15 protein-coding genes are annotated in these 19084 nt (G+C 25.2%); 9 read left to right on the top strand and 6 right to left on the bottom strand.

Translation table 11 applies throughout. From position 1 onward, the window contains the following. Positions 1-2: 2 nt before the first annotated feature. Complete coding sequence (locus tag N3A58_05210) at positions 3-1550, top strand: hypothetical protein (GenBank protein ID MCX8058791.1); 1548 nt, start codon at positions 3-5, stop codon at positions 1548-1550. Next, the gene (locus N3A58_05215) at positions 1547-3067 is read left to right on the top strand and encodes a DNA mismatch repair protein MutS (protein ID MCX8058792.1); all 1521 of its coding nucleotides are present in this window, start codon (positions 1547-1549) and stop codon (positions 3065-3067) included. The genes N3A58_05210 and N3A58_05215 overlap by 4 nt, the downstream gene beginning before the upstream one ends. Before the next feature lie 42 nt (positions 3068-3109). Here the strand turns inward: N3A58_05215 and N3A58_05220 are convergent, their stop codons facing one another. Beyond that, positions 3110-3583, bottom strand: a complete 474-nt coding sequence (locus tag N3A58_05220; GenBank protein MCX8058793.1) for a hypothetical protein — start codon at positions 3581-3583, stop codon at positions 3110-3112. A gap of 246 nt (positions 3584-3829) precedes the next feature. Here N3A58_05220 and N3A58_05225 point away from each other — a divergent pair, with 246 nt between their 5' ends. Together N3A58_05225 and yfcC are read left to right on the top strand one after the other, a co-directional pair. Next, positions 3830-5170 (top strand): cyanophycinase, encoded by a 1341-nt coding sequence (locus tag N3A58_05225; GenBank protein ID MCX8058794.1) that lies wholly within the window; start codon positions 3830-3832, stop codon positions 5168-5170. 27 nt (positions 5171-5197) lie between these two features. Next, positions 5198-7123 (top strand): putative basic amino acid antiporter YfcC, encoded by a 1926-nt coding sequence (yfcC, locus tag N3A58_05230; GenBank protein MCX8058795.1) that lies wholly within the window; start codon positions 5198-5200, stop codon positions 7121-7123. A 149-nt stretch (positions 7124-7272) separates the two neighbouring features. Here the strand turns inward: yfcC and N3A58_05235 are convergent, their stop codons facing one another. From N3A58_05235 to N3A58_05245, 3 genes are all read right to left on the bottom strand, one after another. Then, a complete protein-coding gene (locus N3A58_05235; GenBank protein ID MCX8058796.1) occupies positions 7273-7938 on the bottom strand; it encodes a hypothetical protein in 666 nt (221 codons plus the stop codon). A gap of 287 nt (positions 7939-8225) precedes the next feature. Beyond that, positions 8226-9674: a TldD/PmbA family protein gene (locus N3A58_05240; protein ID MCX8058797.1), complete on the bottom strand. Its 1449-nt coding sequence runs from the start codon at positions 9672-9674 to the stop codon at positions 8226-8228. A gap of 63 nt (positions 9675-9737) precedes the next feature. Next, positions 9738-11066, bottom strand: coding sequence for a TldD/PmbA family protein (locus N3A58_05245; GenBank protein ID MCX8058798.1), 1329 nt, complete (start codon positions 11064-11066; stop codon positions 9738-9740). Between the two features lie 501 nt (positions 11067-11567). Between N3A58_05245 and N3A58_05250 the strand changes: the two genes are divergently transcribed. From N3A58_05250 to N3A58_05270, 5 genes are all read left to right on the top strand, one after another. Further along, positions 11568-12425, top strand: coding sequence for a flagellin (locus N3A58_05250; GenBank protein MCX8058799.1), 858 nt, complete (start codon positions 11568-11570; stop codon positions 12423-12425). 227 nt (positions 12426-12652) lie between these two features. Next, a complete protein-coding gene (locus tag N3A58_05255) occupies positions 12653-13519 on the top strand; it encodes a flagellin (protein MCX8058800.1) in 867 nt (288 codons plus the stop codon). 119 nt (positions 13520-13638) lie between these two features. Further along, positions 13639-14451 carry a flagellin gene (locus N3A58_05260; protein ID MCX8058801.1) on the top strand — a complete coding sequence of 271 codons (813 nt, stop codon included), beginning with the start codon at positions 13639-13641 and terminating at the stop codon, positions 14449-14451. A 187-nt stretch (positions 14452-14638) separates the two neighbouring features. After that, positions 14639-16783 carry a methyl-accepting chemotaxis protein gene (locus N3A58_05265; GenBank protein MCX8058802.1) on the top strand — a complete coding sequence of 715 codons (2145 nt, stop codon included), beginning with the start codon at positions 14639-14641 and terminating at the stop codon, positions 16781-16783. Further along, complete coding sequence (locus N3A58_05270) at positions 16770-17678, top strand: hypothetical protein (protein MCX8058803.1); 909 nt, start codon at positions 16770-16772, stop codon at positions 17676-17678. Before N3A58_05265 ends, N3A58_05270 begins: the two co-directional genes overlap by 14 nt. Before the next feature lie 15 nt (positions 17679-17693). On the opposite strand, the gene trxB is transcribed toward N3A58_05270, so the two are convergent. Together trxB and N3A58_05280 are read right to left on the bottom strand one after the other, a co-directional pair. Further along, complete coding sequence (trxB, locus tag N3A58_05275; protein ID MCX8058804.1) at positions 17694-18611, bottom strand: thioredoxin-disulfide reductase; 918 nt, start codon at positions 18609-18611, stop codon at positions 17694-17696. A gap of 62 nt (positions 18612-18673) precedes the next feature. Further along, positions 18674-19069, bottom strand: coding sequence for a secondary thiamine-phosphate synthase enzyme YjbQ (locus N3A58_05280; protein MCX8058805.1), 396 nt, complete (start codon positions 19067-19069; stop codon positions 18674-18676). Positions 19070-19084: the final 15 nt, after the last annotated feature.

Genomic DNA, 19084 nt, shown 5'->3' on the forward strand with positions numbered 1-19084 from the left:
ACATGCCTTTAAGTTTATTAAATTTAGACAGAGAACCAACCTATTTAAATTATTCTAAAGAAACTATAAAAGATTTAATGCTTGATAAAACATTTGAAAACATAATTTATGATAAAAAATATGAATATATTAAGGAGTACTATTTTAAACCTTTAAATGATTTAGAATATATTGAATACAGAAAGAATATTTTTAGTGATATAATTAGGTTAAAATTAAAAGAAAAAATTATAAAATTTAATGTAAATATAGAAAAAAGTTTAAGCTATTTTAATTTTAGTCAAAATCTTCATTACAATAATTTCAAAAAAATATTTTTTTTAAAATCAGCTTTAATATATTGCAATGAAATTATTGAGTTTGCTAATTATATTAATAATTTCGAATTTAACTCCATAGGTTTAATCAATTTAAAAAATTATTTAAACAACTATATAGAAAATGAAGGCTTTAAAAAGTTTTCAAAATATGCTTTTGATCTAGAAAATGAAATTAAAAGTATTAAATTTATACTTATTATTGATTATGGAAAAATCACTGTTAAAAAATATAAAAGTTATCCTCCTTATAAGGATAAAATTTTTAAAACATTTAATAATTTTATTTGTAAAGATAACAATATTTCTGAAATTAAAATCCTTGGTGATAATTTTATCTTAACAAATACAAATGTTAACCATATTGAAGAAAATATCTTAAAATTAGTATTTAAATTGTACCCCCAAATTTTTAGCAAGCTAAATAATTTTTCTGAAAATTATTTTAACTTTTTTGACTCAACTCTGATAAATATTTCACAAGAAATTCCTTTTTATTATTTATATATTGAAATCATTGAAAAACTTAAAAATAAAAATCTATCTTTTTCAATCCCTGAATTGAACAAAAAAAACAAAATTGAAAAGATTATAAATTCATTTGATATTAATTTAGCTATTAATTCAATAAATAAAGAAAATAAAATTGTTTTAAATAGTTATTATTTAGAAAATAATAAAAATGTTATTTTAATTTCAGGTCAAAATGGCAGTGGTAAAACTACCTTTGCCAGAATGATTGGACAAGTCCATTATCTTGCATCTCTAGGCTTACCTGTTCCTGGGGAATATGCATATATATTTATTCCAGATTCTATATATACCCATTTTGAAAAAGAAGAAAATGTAATCGATATTAAAAGTAAACTTGAAAATGATTTATATAGAACTAAAGATATTATATGTAAATTATCAAATAAAAGTTTAATTATATTAAATGAAATATTTTCATCAACTACATATTTTGATGCTCAAATTCTAATAAATAAAATATTAAATATTTTAGATAAAATTGATTGTGTTTCTATCTGGGTATCTTTTGTTATAAATCCTTTTATTTACAATCAAAAAGTAATAAGCATGGTTTCTCAAGTTAATGAAAGCAATCCCGGAATTAAAACATTTAAAATTATTATTAATGAACCAAAAGAAAAAGCATATGCTAATTTTATAACTAAAAATTATAATTTAACTTTTGAAGATATTCTTAAAAGATTTAATAGCAAAATATGAAAATAAGACTTTTATTTAAAGAAAAAGATTTCATTGAAAAATTTTTTTATAATTTAAATGACTTAAAACTTTCAGAAAAAATAAATGATGTTTCTTTGGAAAGACTAAAAGATTTAGGATTAGAAATTGTTTTATCATATATGAGTAAAAATGATAAAACAATTTATGAAGTATCTAAATTCTTATTCTGCAATATAAAAACTAATGTTGAGACAATTAGATATAGACAAGAAATATTAAAAGACATTATAGTAAATAGAGAATTGATAAGAAAAATTTATGACATTACTTTTAAAGTAAAAGAAGAAAAAATAAAAAATTGGTTAGGAATTTTTGGAATAAAAACACCGTCAAATATCGTATATAATTCAAGGGAACTTTTACAAATATTTATTTTATATTTAGAAAAACTAAGAGATATTGCAAAAGAAAATATTAATAAATTTAAATCTTCTGGATTAAAAAATTTTTTTACTATGTTATTGGAAAATTTTAGTGACTCAAATTTACTTGAATTAAAGCAAATGTTAAATAATTTAAAATTTGAAAAAGGATTATGTGCCTCTGCAAAAATTATAGAAAATATTGATCTTTTTAATTATGAATTAGTTTATCTTGAAGAAAATATGAATTTTAATATACTAAAACAGAAAAACAGTTTTTATTTTAAAATAAATCCAAAAGATGAAGCTGGAGCTAAAATAGTTGAAAGCATAAAAAATACAATATTGAAAGATATTGCTAATATACTATACAATGCATCATTAAATATCGAATTATTTTTTAATAAACTTCAAATAGAATTATCTTTCTATATAGGAGCATTAAATCTAATTGAATTTCTCGAACAAAATAATTATTACTATTGTTTTCCTGATCCATTAAACAGTATTTCAAATAAAATTGAATTCGAAGATCTATTTGATCTGAGTCTTTTTTTAGTAACTAAAACAAAATTAGTTGCTAATTCATTTAAATCTGATAATAAAAACATATTTATAATTTCAGGTGCTAACAAAGGAGGTAAAACTACTTTTTTAAGAAGCATAGGTATAGCTCAAATCCTTATGCAATCTGGGCTTATTGTGCCGGCTAAGTTATTTAAAAGTAATATTTATTCAGATATATTAACCCATTTTAAAAAAGAAGAAGATAAAAACCTTACTAAAGGTAAATTCGAAGAAGAAGTTTGCAGAATAAATAATATTATATCTAATCTTAAATGTCCTTCTTTACTTTTATTTAACGAATCATTTTCATCGACAAATGAAATGGAAGCTTCTGAAATAGCTTACAATATAATTTTAGCTTTGTCTCATTTAAATAACACCATATTTTATGTAACACATCTTCATTCTCTACCAACAATGTTAATAGATAACAACAGAACATGTTTTTTAATTGCAGAAATTTTGAACAACAAGAAAAGAACTTATAAAATAATAGAAGGAGCTCCTTCTAAAACTTCTTATGCTATTGATCTACTTGAAAATATTTTCAAATCTTTACTTAATTAAAAAATCTAGTATATTTGCAAGATAAATCTTCTTTAATAAATATTATTTTCTTTCTTTAATATTTAAACCAAATTCTCCAGTGTATTCTTCTTTTGCACCCCAAACAAAAATATATACTTTATCCCCTTCTGCTTTAACAACAGCAGCTGGTTTATTCTTATCTTGAGGAGTATATCCACCATCTCCTAAAGTTTTCGAAGTATTTGGTTCAGTATATATTTCCTTTGGATAAGCTGTATCTTTTGTTTCACCTTTTCTAACCTGAAACCAGAGAGCTTTTAATGTAAAATCTGAATTATAAGAATCATAAAGCCATATTTCGTAAGTTTTACCTTTTACAGCATCAAAGAAGAATAAAAATTCTCCACCTTTCTCCATTTTAAATTTCAATAATTTACCAATTTCTACTTTTTGAGCAGAAGTTCTACTTTGAGCTAATGTAGAAATTGAACTAAAAATAGTTAAAAGAGCAAACAAAAGTACAAAAATGGTTAAAAATAATTTTAATTTTTTCATAATAACACTCCTCCAAAATATTTTTAATAACTATCTATAACTACTATAATATATATAAAAAATATTTCAATATTTTTTATTTTTTATTAATAAATTTTAAAAATCAAATTTTATTATTTTTTTTTTTATTATTATTATATTATTTTTATTTTATATTATTGATTATTTGTTAAATTTTGTTAATATTTTTATAAGTTGATAGTTTTCTCAAATAAAAAAATATTAATAAATTTTTGGGAGGAAATAATGAAAAAAAAACAGTTTCTTTTTACTATACTGATTATAACTTTTATTTTTATTATTTCATGTAAAATGCCTCAATCATCATTTAAAATCACTTATGGCGAAAATAAAGGATCTCTTGTTATTATTGGTGGTGCATTAAAATCTACTAACAAAAGTGTGTATAACAAAATTATTGAACTAGGTGGAGGTATTTTTAAAGCTAAAGTAGCTATTTTCCCTACTGGTTCAGGCAATCCAGCAGACTCAGGTTCATATTACAAGTCTGTTTTTATGAATTATGGAATACCAAGAGAAAACATATGGGTTGTTCCTCTTGCAAAAAAAGATGATCCTTTAACAACAGAGATTAATGAAAAAAACTGGGCTGAAAATGCAAAACCTGAAAATGCTATTAAAATAGCAAATAAATTAAAAAAATACAATATTATTTTTTTTACGGGTGGGGATCAAATTAGAATTAGAGATTTATTAATGGATAGAGCTGATGGTAAATATGTTGATAATGCTATCTTAAAAGCAATAAGAGAAATCTACAAAAAAGGTGGTGTTATTGCAGGAACTTCAGCAGGAGCTGCAATTATGACAAGCCCAATGATAGGTGGTGGAAATAGTCTTGGAGCTATGCTACAAGGTTTTACCTCTATTGATAATTATGATATACCAGATGATCAAAGAGTATTTATTACAGATGGACCTGGTTTTTTACAGAAACCTGAAATTGCTATCGATCAACATGCTATAAAAAGAGGCAGATTTGGAAGATTAATTGTTTCAATGATAGCAAATAACCAAAAACTAGGATTTGCAGTGGATGAAAATACCGCTTTAATTATAAGAGGTAACATAGCTGAGGTTGCTGGAGAATCAGGAGTTTTAATTATTGACCTTTCTGAAGCTAGTTATTCAAATAGTTTTCCTCTATCAGCTAAAAATATTAAAATATCTTATATAGAAGAATTAGATATATATGATTATGTAAATAAAAAACTAATTAAAAAAGCTTATTACAAAACATTACCAACCAAAAATAATGAATATTATACTCATCTTACAAATATTTCTGCTGCAATTTTAGAAGCTGATGTTATTAAAAGACTTTTAATAGAAGATTTAGTTGATCATGCAAATAATGATTTTGTTATTGCAATTGCTTTTGATGGCCTTGGAAAATTAAAAGGAATAAAGCCAGGAACTGGCGTTAAATTAATATTTAGAAAAGGTTCTGATACAAACGGATGGGGTGGAAGAGACCTTATATCTGGTGAATGGAAGACTTCTGTATTTAATGTTTACCTTGATATTGAACCCACTCAAGTTTCAATAAAAGGTGTTAATCAATAAAAATAAAATATTTTAAAGGAGTATATTATGGTAGCAAATAATAAAAAGTATAATACAATAAACTCTTATGCAATTATTTTTTTTATTGTTATTTTTATATGGTTACTTACTTATATTATACCAGTTGGAAAATTCGAAAATAGAGCTCAATATTATTTTGACAAAAAGCATCAAGAATTGAATATTATAAATGTTATAGATCCTGATTCTTATGAAATGTTAATAGATGCTAATGGTAAACCACAAAAACTTGAAGTTCCTATTTTTGGAGAATTTACCGGTATTGGATTACTTAACTATATATTTGAAGGTGGTAAATCTGCTGTATCTATTATCCTTTTCATTCTTATTGTTGGTGGTTCTTTTGGCATTATAATGAAAACTAAATCAATTGATGAAGGTATTTTAAGTATAATCAACAAATTTAAAAGTTTTGATATAATATTAATACCTATTTTATTTTTCCTCTTTTCCTTAGGTGGAGCTGTATTTGGAATGGGAGAAGAAGCTATCGCATTTGCCATTATTGTTATCCCTATTTTAGTATCTTTAGGATATGATGCAGTACTTGGAGTATTAATAACTTATGGTGCAACACAAATTGGATTTGCAACATCATGGATGAATCCTTTTTCTCTAGTTATTGCCCAAGGTATAGCTAATGTTCCTATTTTATCAGGAGCAACACTCAGAATTATTATATGGTTCCTTTTTACAATAGGGGGAATAATTTTTTGTATTATTTATGGAAATAAAATTAAAAAGGATCCTTCAAAATCGCTAAGCTATGATACTGATAATGAGTATTTCAGAAAGCAATTAAATTCTAATAATATTGAAACTAAATTTACAATTGGTCATCTTTTAATTATTTTAACACTATTTATTGGTATTATTTGGATAATTTATGGTGTTGTTGTAAAAGAATATTATATAGGAGAAATAGCTGCTCAATTTTTTACAATAGGTTTAATTTCAGCAATCATAGCTTTAATATTTAAGTTAAATAATATGAATATAAATGATGTATGTGATGCTTTTATTACTGGTGCTAAAGATTTACTACCAGCCGCATTAATTGTAGGAATGGCTAAAGGTATAATTATCATTATGACATTAGGAAATCCTTCTTTAAGTGCAACTTCTCCAAATATATTAAATACAATACTTTTTTATACTGGTAATTCTTTGAAAAAGCTTCCTACTTTTATTACTATATTTTTTATGTATCTATTTCAATCAGTATTTAACTTTTTCGTACCATCTGGTTCTGGGCAAGCATCTTTAACTATGCCAATATTAGCACCTATTGCCAAAATGTCAAACATTTCAAGGCAAACTGCAATACTTGCATTTCAATTTGGAGACGGTTTTACAAATTTAATAGTCCCAACATCAGCTGCTTTAATGGGAGTTTTAGCAATAGCTAAAATAGATTGGTCAAAATGGTTTAAATTCATGTTAAAAATTCAAATTGCTATTTTCATAATCTGCTTTTTCATTCTTTGTTTTACAACTATTCCATTTTTTGCTAAAGCTTTAGGGAGTGATTGGATTGAACCAGAAATGATAATTAATCAACAATTAAAGAAAGAGGTAAAGCCTAATGTTTTATATGAATATAATTTACCCGAAAAAAATGAATTTTACATAAAAATAAATGTTAATGAAAATAAAACTTATGAAATATATTTAATAGACTCTTTTAATAACTCTTTCCATAAGACAAAATTTACATTAAAAGCAATATACTTCGAAATATATAATAAAAATAAAACTGAAATATATAAAGATATTTATACTGAACCCGCAAAATCAGGAGGTTATACTCCAGAATCTGAAAAACCAGCAGCTATAATCACTCCAAAAGAAAATGTTATTTATATTAGAGTTAAAGGTGATAAAGATATTTATAGTGGAACATTTGGTTTAATGATCAAAGAAAAAAAATAAATTTATCAATTAATTAAAATTAAAAATATACTTAAAAAATTAGGGTTGCCTTTCACAGGCAACCCCTTTTATTTTATTTTCATCAAATTAATATTTAATAATTTTTTAATTATGTATACTATAAATATAAAATAATTATTTAACTATTTTTAATTTTGTAAAATAGAATTTACTTTAATCACTTTTTTATTTTTAACAAAAAATTGATATGAATATATATTGCCAAATTCATCAATTCCATATCTACCATATAACCATATTTCAACAGTAGAATCATTTTCATCAAGAGAAATACTATCTGGATACCCAAGTTCAAATTCAAGATCTTCAGTAGATTTACCAAGTTCATCAAATTTTTCTAAATAGTAATGATCAAATGATTTATACTGGGAAGGATGCTGAAATACTTTTTCTGCATTAAACATTATATTCTTTGCTTCTTCAGTATTTTGAAAATACCATTGCTCAATCTTTTCATCATATTCCATTTCTATATAATTTCCTTTAAAATTGATTTTTACAACTCTATCAAAATCATCAGAATAACTATCAATTTGAACTATATAAAGATTTTTTTTAATTTCTAATATTTGAAAAGTACCAGCTCCATTGTATCTATAGCCTTCCTTTCTAAATTTCCCATCTTTAAAAAACTCTATTGTATAAAACAAATTTGAACCTGGTAATTTATAATACCACTTTCCTATAAGCTTATTTTCTACTTTTTTATTACAAGAATAAAAATTTGTAAATACAAACAAAATGATTAGAATTATTAGTATATTATTAACAATGTTATTTTTGAGTAATTTCATAAGTCCATCCTTTAATATATTATTATAGTTTTTTATTGTACTAAATTATAATTAATAATTATAAATAATTAAATTTATATTTTCTTAATTAAAAACAATTTTTAAAATAATTCAACAATATATTTTTAAATTATTTTATAAACAATAAAATAAATTTTGAATTTTATTAATAGGCTAAATATTTATCTATATTAAATTTTTTTATTAATTCAAATTATTTATTTTTTAATTTAATTTTTAATTTTCTATATATGTATTATTTTATTCATTTAAAAATATATTTAAATCTATTTATATGATACACCAGAAATTATATTTTTAAACCTAGCAGGAGATGCTCCATGTGTCATTCTCATAATTTGAGCTGGTTGTCCCTTACCACAATTCATTACACCCCAACCTACCCAATGATTTTCATTCGCAATCATATCACATGACTGCCAGAATTCAGGGGTTATTCCTTGATAAGTAGGATTTTTAACAACTTCTTTTATTTTACCATTTTTTATTACATATCCAATTTCACATGTGAACTGAAAATTAAGTCTCATCTGATCTATACTCCATGTTTTAACTCCATCTACATAAACACCATCATCTGTTGCTGAAATAATCTCATCAAATTCTTTATCCCCAGGAAGTAAAGAAATATTAACCATTCTTATGATAGGAATTGAAGAAAAAGAGTCAGCTCTATTACATCCAAAACTTCTTTCATATCCTGCATAATGACAAAATTCCCTATTTGTTAGATAGTTTTGATATAATCCATCCTTAACCAAAAACCATCTTTGAGCTCTAACACCATCATCATCATAACCAAAAGTTCCAAGCCCATTTGGTAAAGTTGAATCTGCAACAATATTTACAATATTTGAACCATAATGAAAATTTTTAAAAATATTAGTTTTTAAAAATGAAGATCCTGCATAGTTTTCTTCCATTCCGAGTACCCTATCAAGTTCTGAAGGGTGTCCACAAGACTCATGAATTTGTAAGGCAAGTTGAGAACCACCAATTATAAGATCTCTTCTTCCGTATGGTAAATCTTTAGCTGTTAATAATGATACTGCTTCCTCTCTTATTCTTTCAGCATTTTCTAAAAATTTTAAACCCTCTATTATTTCCCATCCACCTTGGCAGAATTGTCCTTCAAAAGATTGAGGATAAGACCTTCTTTGGACTATTCCACCTTCAATAGCTGTTGCTGAATATCCTCCCCCAGAGACAAAAAAAGTTTGTTTTATCATAGAACCTTCTGAATTAGCAAAATATTTTATCTCTTTCTCAAAACCAAGAGTTCCTTCTGCTATTTTTATTTTTTCATCTTTTCTTAATATTTTATCAACTTCGAGTAATAATCCTAATTTTTTATCGAATGAAACCTTAAATGGATCAACTTGAATTAATGTTTGCCAAACATCATTATAAGGTGGTTCATAAGCTAATTCAACATATTTATTTCTTAAATAAGATGAAGATTTAGCTATTTGACATGCATATTTAGTTATTCTATCTATTTCTTCTTCATTTAAAACAGAAGAAGCAGCAAACCCCCAACCACCATTAACAATAACTCTTACCCCAAAACCTAATTTAGTATAATATTTATAATTATCAACAAGGCCATTTTTAACTTTAATCCATTCACCAGTAGTTTCAATAATTCTAATATCAGCATAACTTGCCCCATTTAATTTAGCCAAATTCAATGCTCTATATAAATAATCTTTCATATTTATCTCCTTTATTTTTAAAATATTTTTCTCTTAAAACTCTATTTAATTAATTGATTATTGTTAAAAATTTGTTACTGAAGTAAAATTAAAATCTTTTATTTTAGCATATGGAACTTCAATAAAACTCATTTCAAAAAAAGAAACATTTTTTAGTTCTGAACTTAAAACTTCTATTCTTTTAATAGCTTCAATAATTGATTCAGTGAATCTTAGGTTGTTGGTTGCTCCAACAATTTCTCCATTTTCTATAAGGAAAACCCCATCTCTTGTCATTCCAGTAACTGAAAGTTCCATAGGATCTATAATATTCATATAATGAAAATTATTAATAAATAATCCTTTTTTTGTATTTTTAATAATTTCTTTATAAGCTGTATTACCTTTTTCTACTTTTGGGTATATAGGGAAAACTTCTTGAGATGGAATTGAAAACCCATTTCCTGTATTTGGGACATTTAACTTTTTAGATAAATATCTATTTGTTAAAATTGTGCAAGGAATTCCATTTTTAATTAAATATTTAGTTTGAACTGGTATTCCTTCGAAATCAAATGTATAAACTGGATTCCCATTATTTAATGGATCATCTATTAAATTAAAAAAATCAGGAAATATTTTTTTATTTAATTCTTTAACAAGAAAGGTTCTATTTTCAAGAAAATATTTACCAGAAAAAGAAAACCATAACATATAACTTAAAAACTCGCCAAAAGCATCAGGGGTTAATATTACATCATATCTTCCTTCTTTTATATTTATCTTGTTATTCATCCAATTTAATTTCTTTTTTATATTTTCATAAATCTCTTTTGGATTAAAATTTTTCTCATCGAAGCCTCCAATTTCTTCTCTTGTAAAATTTTCTCCCTTTTTAGAAGATATTGAAAAACTAAAAGTACCATTTATATTTTCTCCATAAAGATTTTTGGAGTTAGAAAAAATTAATTTTTGTTTATTATTTGAAATTATACCAGCTGAAACAATATTTTCTTCTTTAAGCTTATTAACTATTTCTGCTACATTATCGGCTTTCCATTGTGGAGTAATATTTGAAAGTTTTTCATCAAAACTAATTTTTGTTTCATAAACCTTATTTCCCTCAAGTGGAAATAATCTTTCATCCTCAGGCTGAAGATCTATAATTTTCTCCAATTTATTATATGCATTTTTAATAGAAACATCAGAAAAATCACTAATATAAATAGAAGCAGTTTTTTTACCTTTAATAACTCTAATTTCAGCTGTTAAATTTCTTGATGAAACATTTTGACTTATCTCATTGTTTCCAAATCTAGTTAGTTCTTTAAAATCCTCATAATATGTAACCTCAGTTTCATCAAATTTTGAAAATGAAATTATCTTATCAACTAATTTTTTTTCATTAAACATATAATTACTCCTTAAAATAAAATTAAAATTTAATTAAATAAAAATTCTTAATTTTTGTTTAAGCTTTTATTAAATTTGAAATTAAAATACAACAATTTATAAAAAAAACAATTAATTTTTTTTAACTATCTATATAAAAATAATAAGGCATTAAAATTAAAAGCTAAAATTTTATATTTTTTAATGAACAATAAAACTTTAATTTAAAAAGCTATATTATTAAAAGTAGAGCTAAATAATTTTGAAAAATTTTTCAAAATTAAATGAACAATTTATTGAAAAATTTTAAAAATATTTTTTTTAATTTAAAGATTTAAAAGTATATATCCGATATCTTGAATAGAAATTTTTAAAAGGAGGAATAAATGGCAGAATTTAAATTTCATTTACTATTGTAATATTTTTACTACATTTATTATTTCGTATATCTAAAAAATACTTTAGTTAAAAATTAAAAAAAATTTTAAAAACAAGGATGTAAAAAAATTCAAGGAGGAGGGTATGATAATAAATCATAACATATCTTCTTTATTTGCTAATAGGCAATTAAAGTTTAACACCTGGAATGTTAACAAAGAAATACAAAAACTATCTTCAGGTGAAAGAATCAATAATGCTGCTGATGATGCATCAGGTCTAGCAGTATCAGAAAAGATGAGATCTCAAATAAGAGGTCTTTTGCAAGCTGAAAAAAATGCTGAAAATGGAATTTCATTTATTCAAACAGCTGAAGGATACTTAATTGAAACAACTGAAATTCTTCAAAGAATAAGAGAACTTGCTGTTCAATCAGCAAATGGAATCTATTCTGAAGATGACAGAATGCAGATTCAAGTTGAAGTTGAGCAATTAGTTGATGAAGTTGATAGAATAGCTTCTCATGCTCAATTTAATGGAATGAATATCTTAACTGGAAGGTTTGCTGATGTATCTAAAGGTGGAACTCCTGTTGCATCTATGTGGTTCCATGTTGGAGCTAATATGGATCAAAGAATAAGAGTTACAATTGGAACAATGACTTCTAAAGGTTTAGGAATTAGAACAATCACAGGATCAGCTTTATCAATTTCAACTGTTGAAAAAGCAAACATGACTATAGGACAAATAGATAAAGCTTTACAATTAGTTTCAAAACAAAGAGCTGATCTTGGTGCTTATCAAGAAAGACTTGAATTCTTAAGTAAAGGTCTTTTAATTGGAGCTGAAAACATGCAAGCTGCTGAAAGTAGAATAAGAGATACAGATATGGCTTTAGAGATGTCTTATTTTACAAAAGATCAAATTTTAGTTCAATCTGCTACAGCAATGCTTGCACAAGCTAATGCTCAACCTCAATTAATTTTAAGACTTTTAGGATAATATTTTCTAGTCTGCCATTTATTCATTATAAAAGGTATAGGAGTTTCAAACTCCTATACCCTTTTATACTTTTAAAAGCTCTTTAAAATTTTTATATTTTCAACCAGGATTGGAGGATAAATTTTAATTTAATTTTTTCTTTTTTATTCTCTTTTCCTGGTTGTTAAACTGCTTTGCACGTGGGCAGTTTGCAGCCTTATAAGAGGAGATTTTACAAGGAGGGTGGTATGATAATTAATCATAATCTTTCCAGCTTGTTTGCTAATAGACAGGTTAAATTCAGAAACTGGGAGATTCAGAAGAACATTGAAAAACTTTCATCCGGAGAGAGAATCAATAAAGCTGGTGATGATGCTTCAGGATTAGCTGTTTCTGAAAAAATGAGATCTCAAATTAGAGGATTAAGACAAGCTGAAAGAAATATTCAATCAGCTGTATCATTTATGCAAACTGCTGAAGGATACTTAGCTGAAACAACAGAGATCTTACAAAGAGCAAGAGAACTTGCAATTCAAGCTTCAAATGGAATTTACACAGAAGATGATAGAGCTCAAATTCAACTTGAAATAGCTCAACTTGTAGATGAAATTGATAGAATTGCATCTCATGCTCAGTTCAATGGTTATAATATTCTTACTGGAAGATTTGCTGCTGAACCTACAACAAGCCAAACAAATTCTATTCAGCAACCTGTCTTCTTTCATGTAGGCCCAAATATGGATCAAAGAGAATATGTAACCATTGGTACTATGACTGCAGCTGGGCTAGGTATCATAAGTAGTACTGGAGAAACAATATCAGTTTCAACAGCTGATAAAGCAAATCTTTCTATTGGAGTTATTGATAATGCCTTAAGAAAAGTAACAACACAGAGAGCTAAGCTTGGAGCATATCAAAACAGATTTGAACAAGCTCTATCCGGGGTTTCTATTGCAGCAGAAAACCTTACAGCAGCTGAATCTCAAATAAGAGATACCAATATGGCTGAAATAATTTCTGAGTTTACTAAAAATCAGATAATTATCCAGGCAGGTACATCAATGCTTGCACAAGCAAATAATATACCTGCCCTGGTTCTTCGGCTTTTAGGCTAAGTTAGCGGATTTCAATCTTCCCTTCCAATTAATTTAATTTAATACCTGGGAGAAATGATGGTGATTGGCTAGCCCACATCTTTTCTCCCAAAGGAATAAATCAGGGAGGGAGGTTTTATATGATAATTAATCACAACATGTCCGCTAATTTCGCCAATCGTATGTTGAAAGCACAATACAGAGGCTTTACAAAATCTCTTGAAAAATTATCCTCCGGAGAGAGGATAAATTCTGCAGGGGATGATGCCTCTGGGCTTGCTGTATCTGAAAAATTAAGATCTCAAATAAGAGGATTGATACAAGCTGGTAAAAATGCTCAAAATGGTATCTCTTTTATTCAAACTGCTGAAGGTTCGCTCCAGGAGGTTCATTCGATACTTTTAAGGACTAGAGAATTGGCTATACAGGCTGCAAATGGAATCTATTCAATTGAGGATAGAAACCTAATCCAACTTGAAGTTGCTCAGCTTGTTGATGAAATTGATAGAATTTCTACAACAGCTGAATTCAATAAATTCAAGATCCTTGATGGAAGCTTGAAATCATTGAGACTTCATGTTGGACCAAATGCAGATCAAGCCTTCTCTATTCCTATTAGTACAATGACCTCACGTGCCCTGGGGCTTGAAGGCATATCTATTTCAACTGTAGAGAAAGCAAATGAAGCTATTGGTAGAGTTGATAATGCCGTAAATATAATTTCAACTCAAAGAGCTTCTTTTGGTGCAGCTCAAAATAGGTTGTTTCATACAGTTGCTTCTCTTGAACAAGCTGCAGAGTCTCTACAGGGGGCAGAATCTCTTATTAGAGATACAGATATGTCTTCAGAAATTTTAGAATTTACTAAATACCAGCTCTTAACGCAATCCTCAGCATCAGTATTAGTTCAGGCTAATCTGATGCCAAATATTGTGCTTCAACTGCTTGGCTAGCCATTTGGGGGGAAGTTTAATTACTTCCCCCTTATTTATTCTTTCTTAAATCAATTTTAAGAGATAATGTATAAAATTAAAAAAATATAAACTTAATTTTATCCATTTTAAACTTGATTTTTAATTATTTAATATTTATAATAATATCAAATTTGAAATTTAATAAATTTAGTAAGGTTTAAAGTCTATGAAATTAAGATTAAAATATTTATTATTATCTGTTATTTTGCCTATATCTATTATAATAATAATATTTTTTCTTCTTTATATAAATATTTCAAAAAACTTTTATTCATATGTAATATCAAGATATCAAAAAGAAGCTGAAATGATTGAGTTAACAATAAGAAAATATCTTTTTGATAAAGTTAATAAATTAATATCTTATTCAAATACATATGATGTTTATTATTTATTAAAAAATATAAACTACCGAGAAGAAGAAAAATTTGTTAATGATAAAGAATTTAATTCATATAAGATTACTACAGAAAAATTTGCAAAAAGTGATAAAGACATTCAATTCTTATACACAGGATCTCCATTAACTAAAACAGTTTATTCCTTTGTAGTTATTGGTTTACCTAAAGATTTTGATTGTACCTCTAGACCTTGGTATCAAGGAGCTATTAATAATAAATCTTATTTTATAACTGATCCATATATTTCTGCTGATGCAAATAAAACATTTATACTTTCAATTTCCTATCCAGTTTTTGAAAAAGAAAATATAATCGGTGTAGTTGCAATTGACCTTGAAGTTAATTATATTTCAAATTATTTTAATGAATATAAAATTGGCCAAAAAGGGCATATTTTTCTTTTTAATAATAATGGCAAATTAATTTTGTATCCAAAAAATAAAGAGTATGTAGAAAACAACTTGTTTATTAAATACCTTAAAAATGGACTTGAAAAATTCAACGATATTTTACTAAAAAATGAAAATGGAATAATTGAAGATGCAATTATTGATAAAGAAAAATCTTTTGTATTTTTTAAAAGTATTGAAGGTACTGAACTAAAAATTGGAATGATTGTTAATAAATCTGAAGTTTTAAAAGATTTTAATACAACTATTAAGTTAATAGTCTATATTTTTATAGCCTTAATAATTATTTTATTTATAATTCTTCAATTATCTTTCGTAAATATTTTTAAAAAGCCCATTTATAAAATTAAAAATAAGTTTGAAGAAATAGCTGAAGGTGAAGGTAATTTAACTATAAAGCTTGACCATAAATCAGATGATGAACTTGGTGAAATATCTAATTTATTTAACAAATTTCTATCTTCTTTAAATTCTATTATTTATAAAATAAAAAATGAAACACATAATTTGATTGAAAAAGCATTTACTCCTTTATCTGTTAATATTGAGGAAACATCTTCTGCAATAAACCAAATATCTTCTAACCTTAATTCTACATTTAATATTTTTAACAGCCAAATTGAAAAATTAAAATTAATAACAAATAATATAAACCAATTAACTAATTCATTTAAAAATTTATCTGATCTTATAGAAAAAGAGAATTCAAACATATCCATATCTTCAGCTTCTATTGAGCAAATGGCATCTAATATTAATTCAGTATTTAATAGTGCTGATAATTCTACTAAAAGTGTTAAAGAACTAAAAGAATCTTCAAATTTTGCCAAAGAAAAAATTGATAAAGTTCTTAACTTACTAGAAAATATTTTTAGGGATTCAGAAAAACTTTTAGAAGCAAATAAAATTATACAATCTATCTCTGATAAGACTAATCTTTTAGCTATGAATGCAGCTATAGAAGCAGCTCATGCTGGAGATGCTGGTAGAGGATTTGCTGTTGTTGCAGATGAAATTAGAAAATTAGCAGAAGTTTCTGCAGATCAATCTAAATCAATTGAAAATAATTTAAAGAATATAAAAGAATCTATAGATATTGTATATAAATCTTCTAAAGAGACTGTATCAGCTTTTGATGAAATAATTAAACATATAAATAATGTTGAAAAAATAGTAGAAGATGTAAAAGTTTCTATGGATGAACAAAATAAAGGAAGTAAAGAGATTTTAAATTCAATAAAAGAACTAAAAAATATTTCAAATAATATTGAAAATATAACTAAAAATATGGAAACTTATACAGATTATATAAATAATGAAATAGAATCCTTTTATAAATTTAATGAAGAACTAAAAATATCATTTGATGAAATAAAAACTGGAAATAATGAGATCAATATATCTATTAATAATATATCTAAACTTAGCTCTTTAAGCAAAGAAAGACTTCTTGAAATAAATAAAATAATTTCTAAATTTATTGTAGATGAAAAAAAATAATTTAAGAGTCACTAAGATTAATATTATAAAAGGTATATTATTAGCTATAAAAAAAATATTTTTATTAATTAATAAAATAATAGATAAACTTATCCTAATATATGCTGATAATAAATGTTTCCTTTGTAATAATAAAGATAAAGTTTCTTCAATTTTTAATTTTTCAATCTGTTTTGATTGTCTAAATAAAATTATTGCTTTTCATGATATTAAAAACAATTGTAATTTTTGCTATCACCCTTTACCTAATAATTTTATCTATAATCAGAAAGGATGTTCAAATTGTAGCCATCTTTTTACTAATAAAACTTCATTTTTCGTTAAAAATATATCACTTCTTCCGCTAGATTATAGTAACAGAGATAATATTATTGAAGCAAAATATTATAAAAACGATATCTATCTTAAATATATTATAGCAATTTCAAATTATATTTTTTCTAGAAATGACCATATTGTAAAATATTTTACTAACTGTGACTTTATAACTTGTGTACCAATATCTTTTAGAAAGAAAATATTAAGAGCATATTCTTTACCTCAAATATATTCAAAATTTTTATCAAAGAAATTTAATAAAAAAGTTTATAATATTTTCACTGAAAAAGGATTAAAATATACTCATTTAAAAAAGGAGAGTAGGTTTGAAATAGATAAAGATAGATACTTCCTTAAAAAAAATAAACTTAAAAAATTAATACAAAAATTTTTTCAATATAGTAAGGAATTAAAAATAATTATTATTGATGATATTTTTACAACAGGATCAACAATAAATTATTTATCAGAATTATTAGAAAGTAACATAAAAGAAATATTAAAAGAATTAAATATTAATGAGTTTACAATTAACATTTATGCTTTTACTATTTTTAGAAAAGTAAAAAATAGTTAAAAATTTATTAAAATTTTATTTTTGAACATATTTATAGGCTTCATACGCTGCTAAGGCACCTTCTCCTACAGAAATAGTTACCTGTCTCAATTCTTTTTCCACAACATCTCCACAAGCATAAATACCACTAACATTTGTTTTCATATTTCTATCAACTTTTATAAAACCTTCATCTGATAACTCAACTTTACCTTCAAATATTTTAGTATTTGGGAGGTGGCCAATAAATATAAAAACTCCATCAATTGATAAATTTGAAATTTCCTCTTTATTATCAGCTAAAATTTTCTTTATTTTAACACCTTTTATTAATTGTTCACCATAAAACTCAAGTGGAACACAATTAAATAAAATCTTAATTTTGTTATTATTAAAAACTTTTTCTTGTAATATTTTTTGACCTTTAAATCTATCTCTTCTATGAATCAGATAAACTTTTTCCGCCCATTTACTTATTATTATTGACTCTTCCAATGCTGTATCTCCTCCACCAATCACAGCAACCTTTTTCCCTTTAAAAAGTGGGCCATCACAAGTTCCACAAAAAGAGATCCCTCTGCCGATATATTCTTCTTCACCTGGAATAAACAATCTTTTTGGATAAGCTCCTGTTGAAATGATAACAGTTCTTGAGCTATATTGATTTTCATTTGTTTTTACTATCTTAATTTCTTTACTAAAATCAACATCTATAACTTCTTCATAAATAATTTTAGCGCCAAATTTTAAAGCTTGTCTCTCCATTTTTTGTGAAAGCTCATAACCAAATATAGGTTCATCGAAGCCTGGATAATTTTCTATTGACTCTGTTAAATTTATTTGACCACCTGCTGCTTGTTTTTCTAATACTAAAGTTGAAAGACCAAATCTAGCACCATATATAGCTGCTGTTAAGCCCCCAGGACCTCCGCCAATTATTATTAAATCATACATACTGTATCATCCTTGATTTTTATTAATTAATTAAAGACAGTTTAAAAGAATATAATAAAAAATTAACCATTAATAATTTTAACCCAAACTTCTCTTTCTCTTGGACCATCAAATTCACAAAAAAATATATCTTGCCATCTGCCAAGCATTAAATTTCCATTTTCAACTATTACAACTAAATTATTTCCAATTAAGCTTGCTTTAATATGAGCATCAGAATTTCCTTCGATATGTTGAAAATTGTAATTTTCAGGAATAAGTTTTCTTAAGTAATTTAATATATCAGATTTAACATCTGGATCAGCATTTTCATTGATTGTTATAGCAGCAGTTGTGTGAGGGATATGGAGTAAAATAATACCATTCTTAATATTATTCTTTCCCAAAATATTTCTAATATGAGAAGTAATACTTATCATCTCTTCTCTTTTGTTTGTTTTAATTCTAAATATTTCCATTTTTTAATCCTAATT

The organism is Spirochaetota bacterium, assembly GCA_026415295.1.
In the GTDB taxonomy this organism is placed as follows: domain Bacteria; phylum Spirochaetota; class JAAYUW01; order JAAYUW01; family JAOAHJ01; genus JAOAHJ01.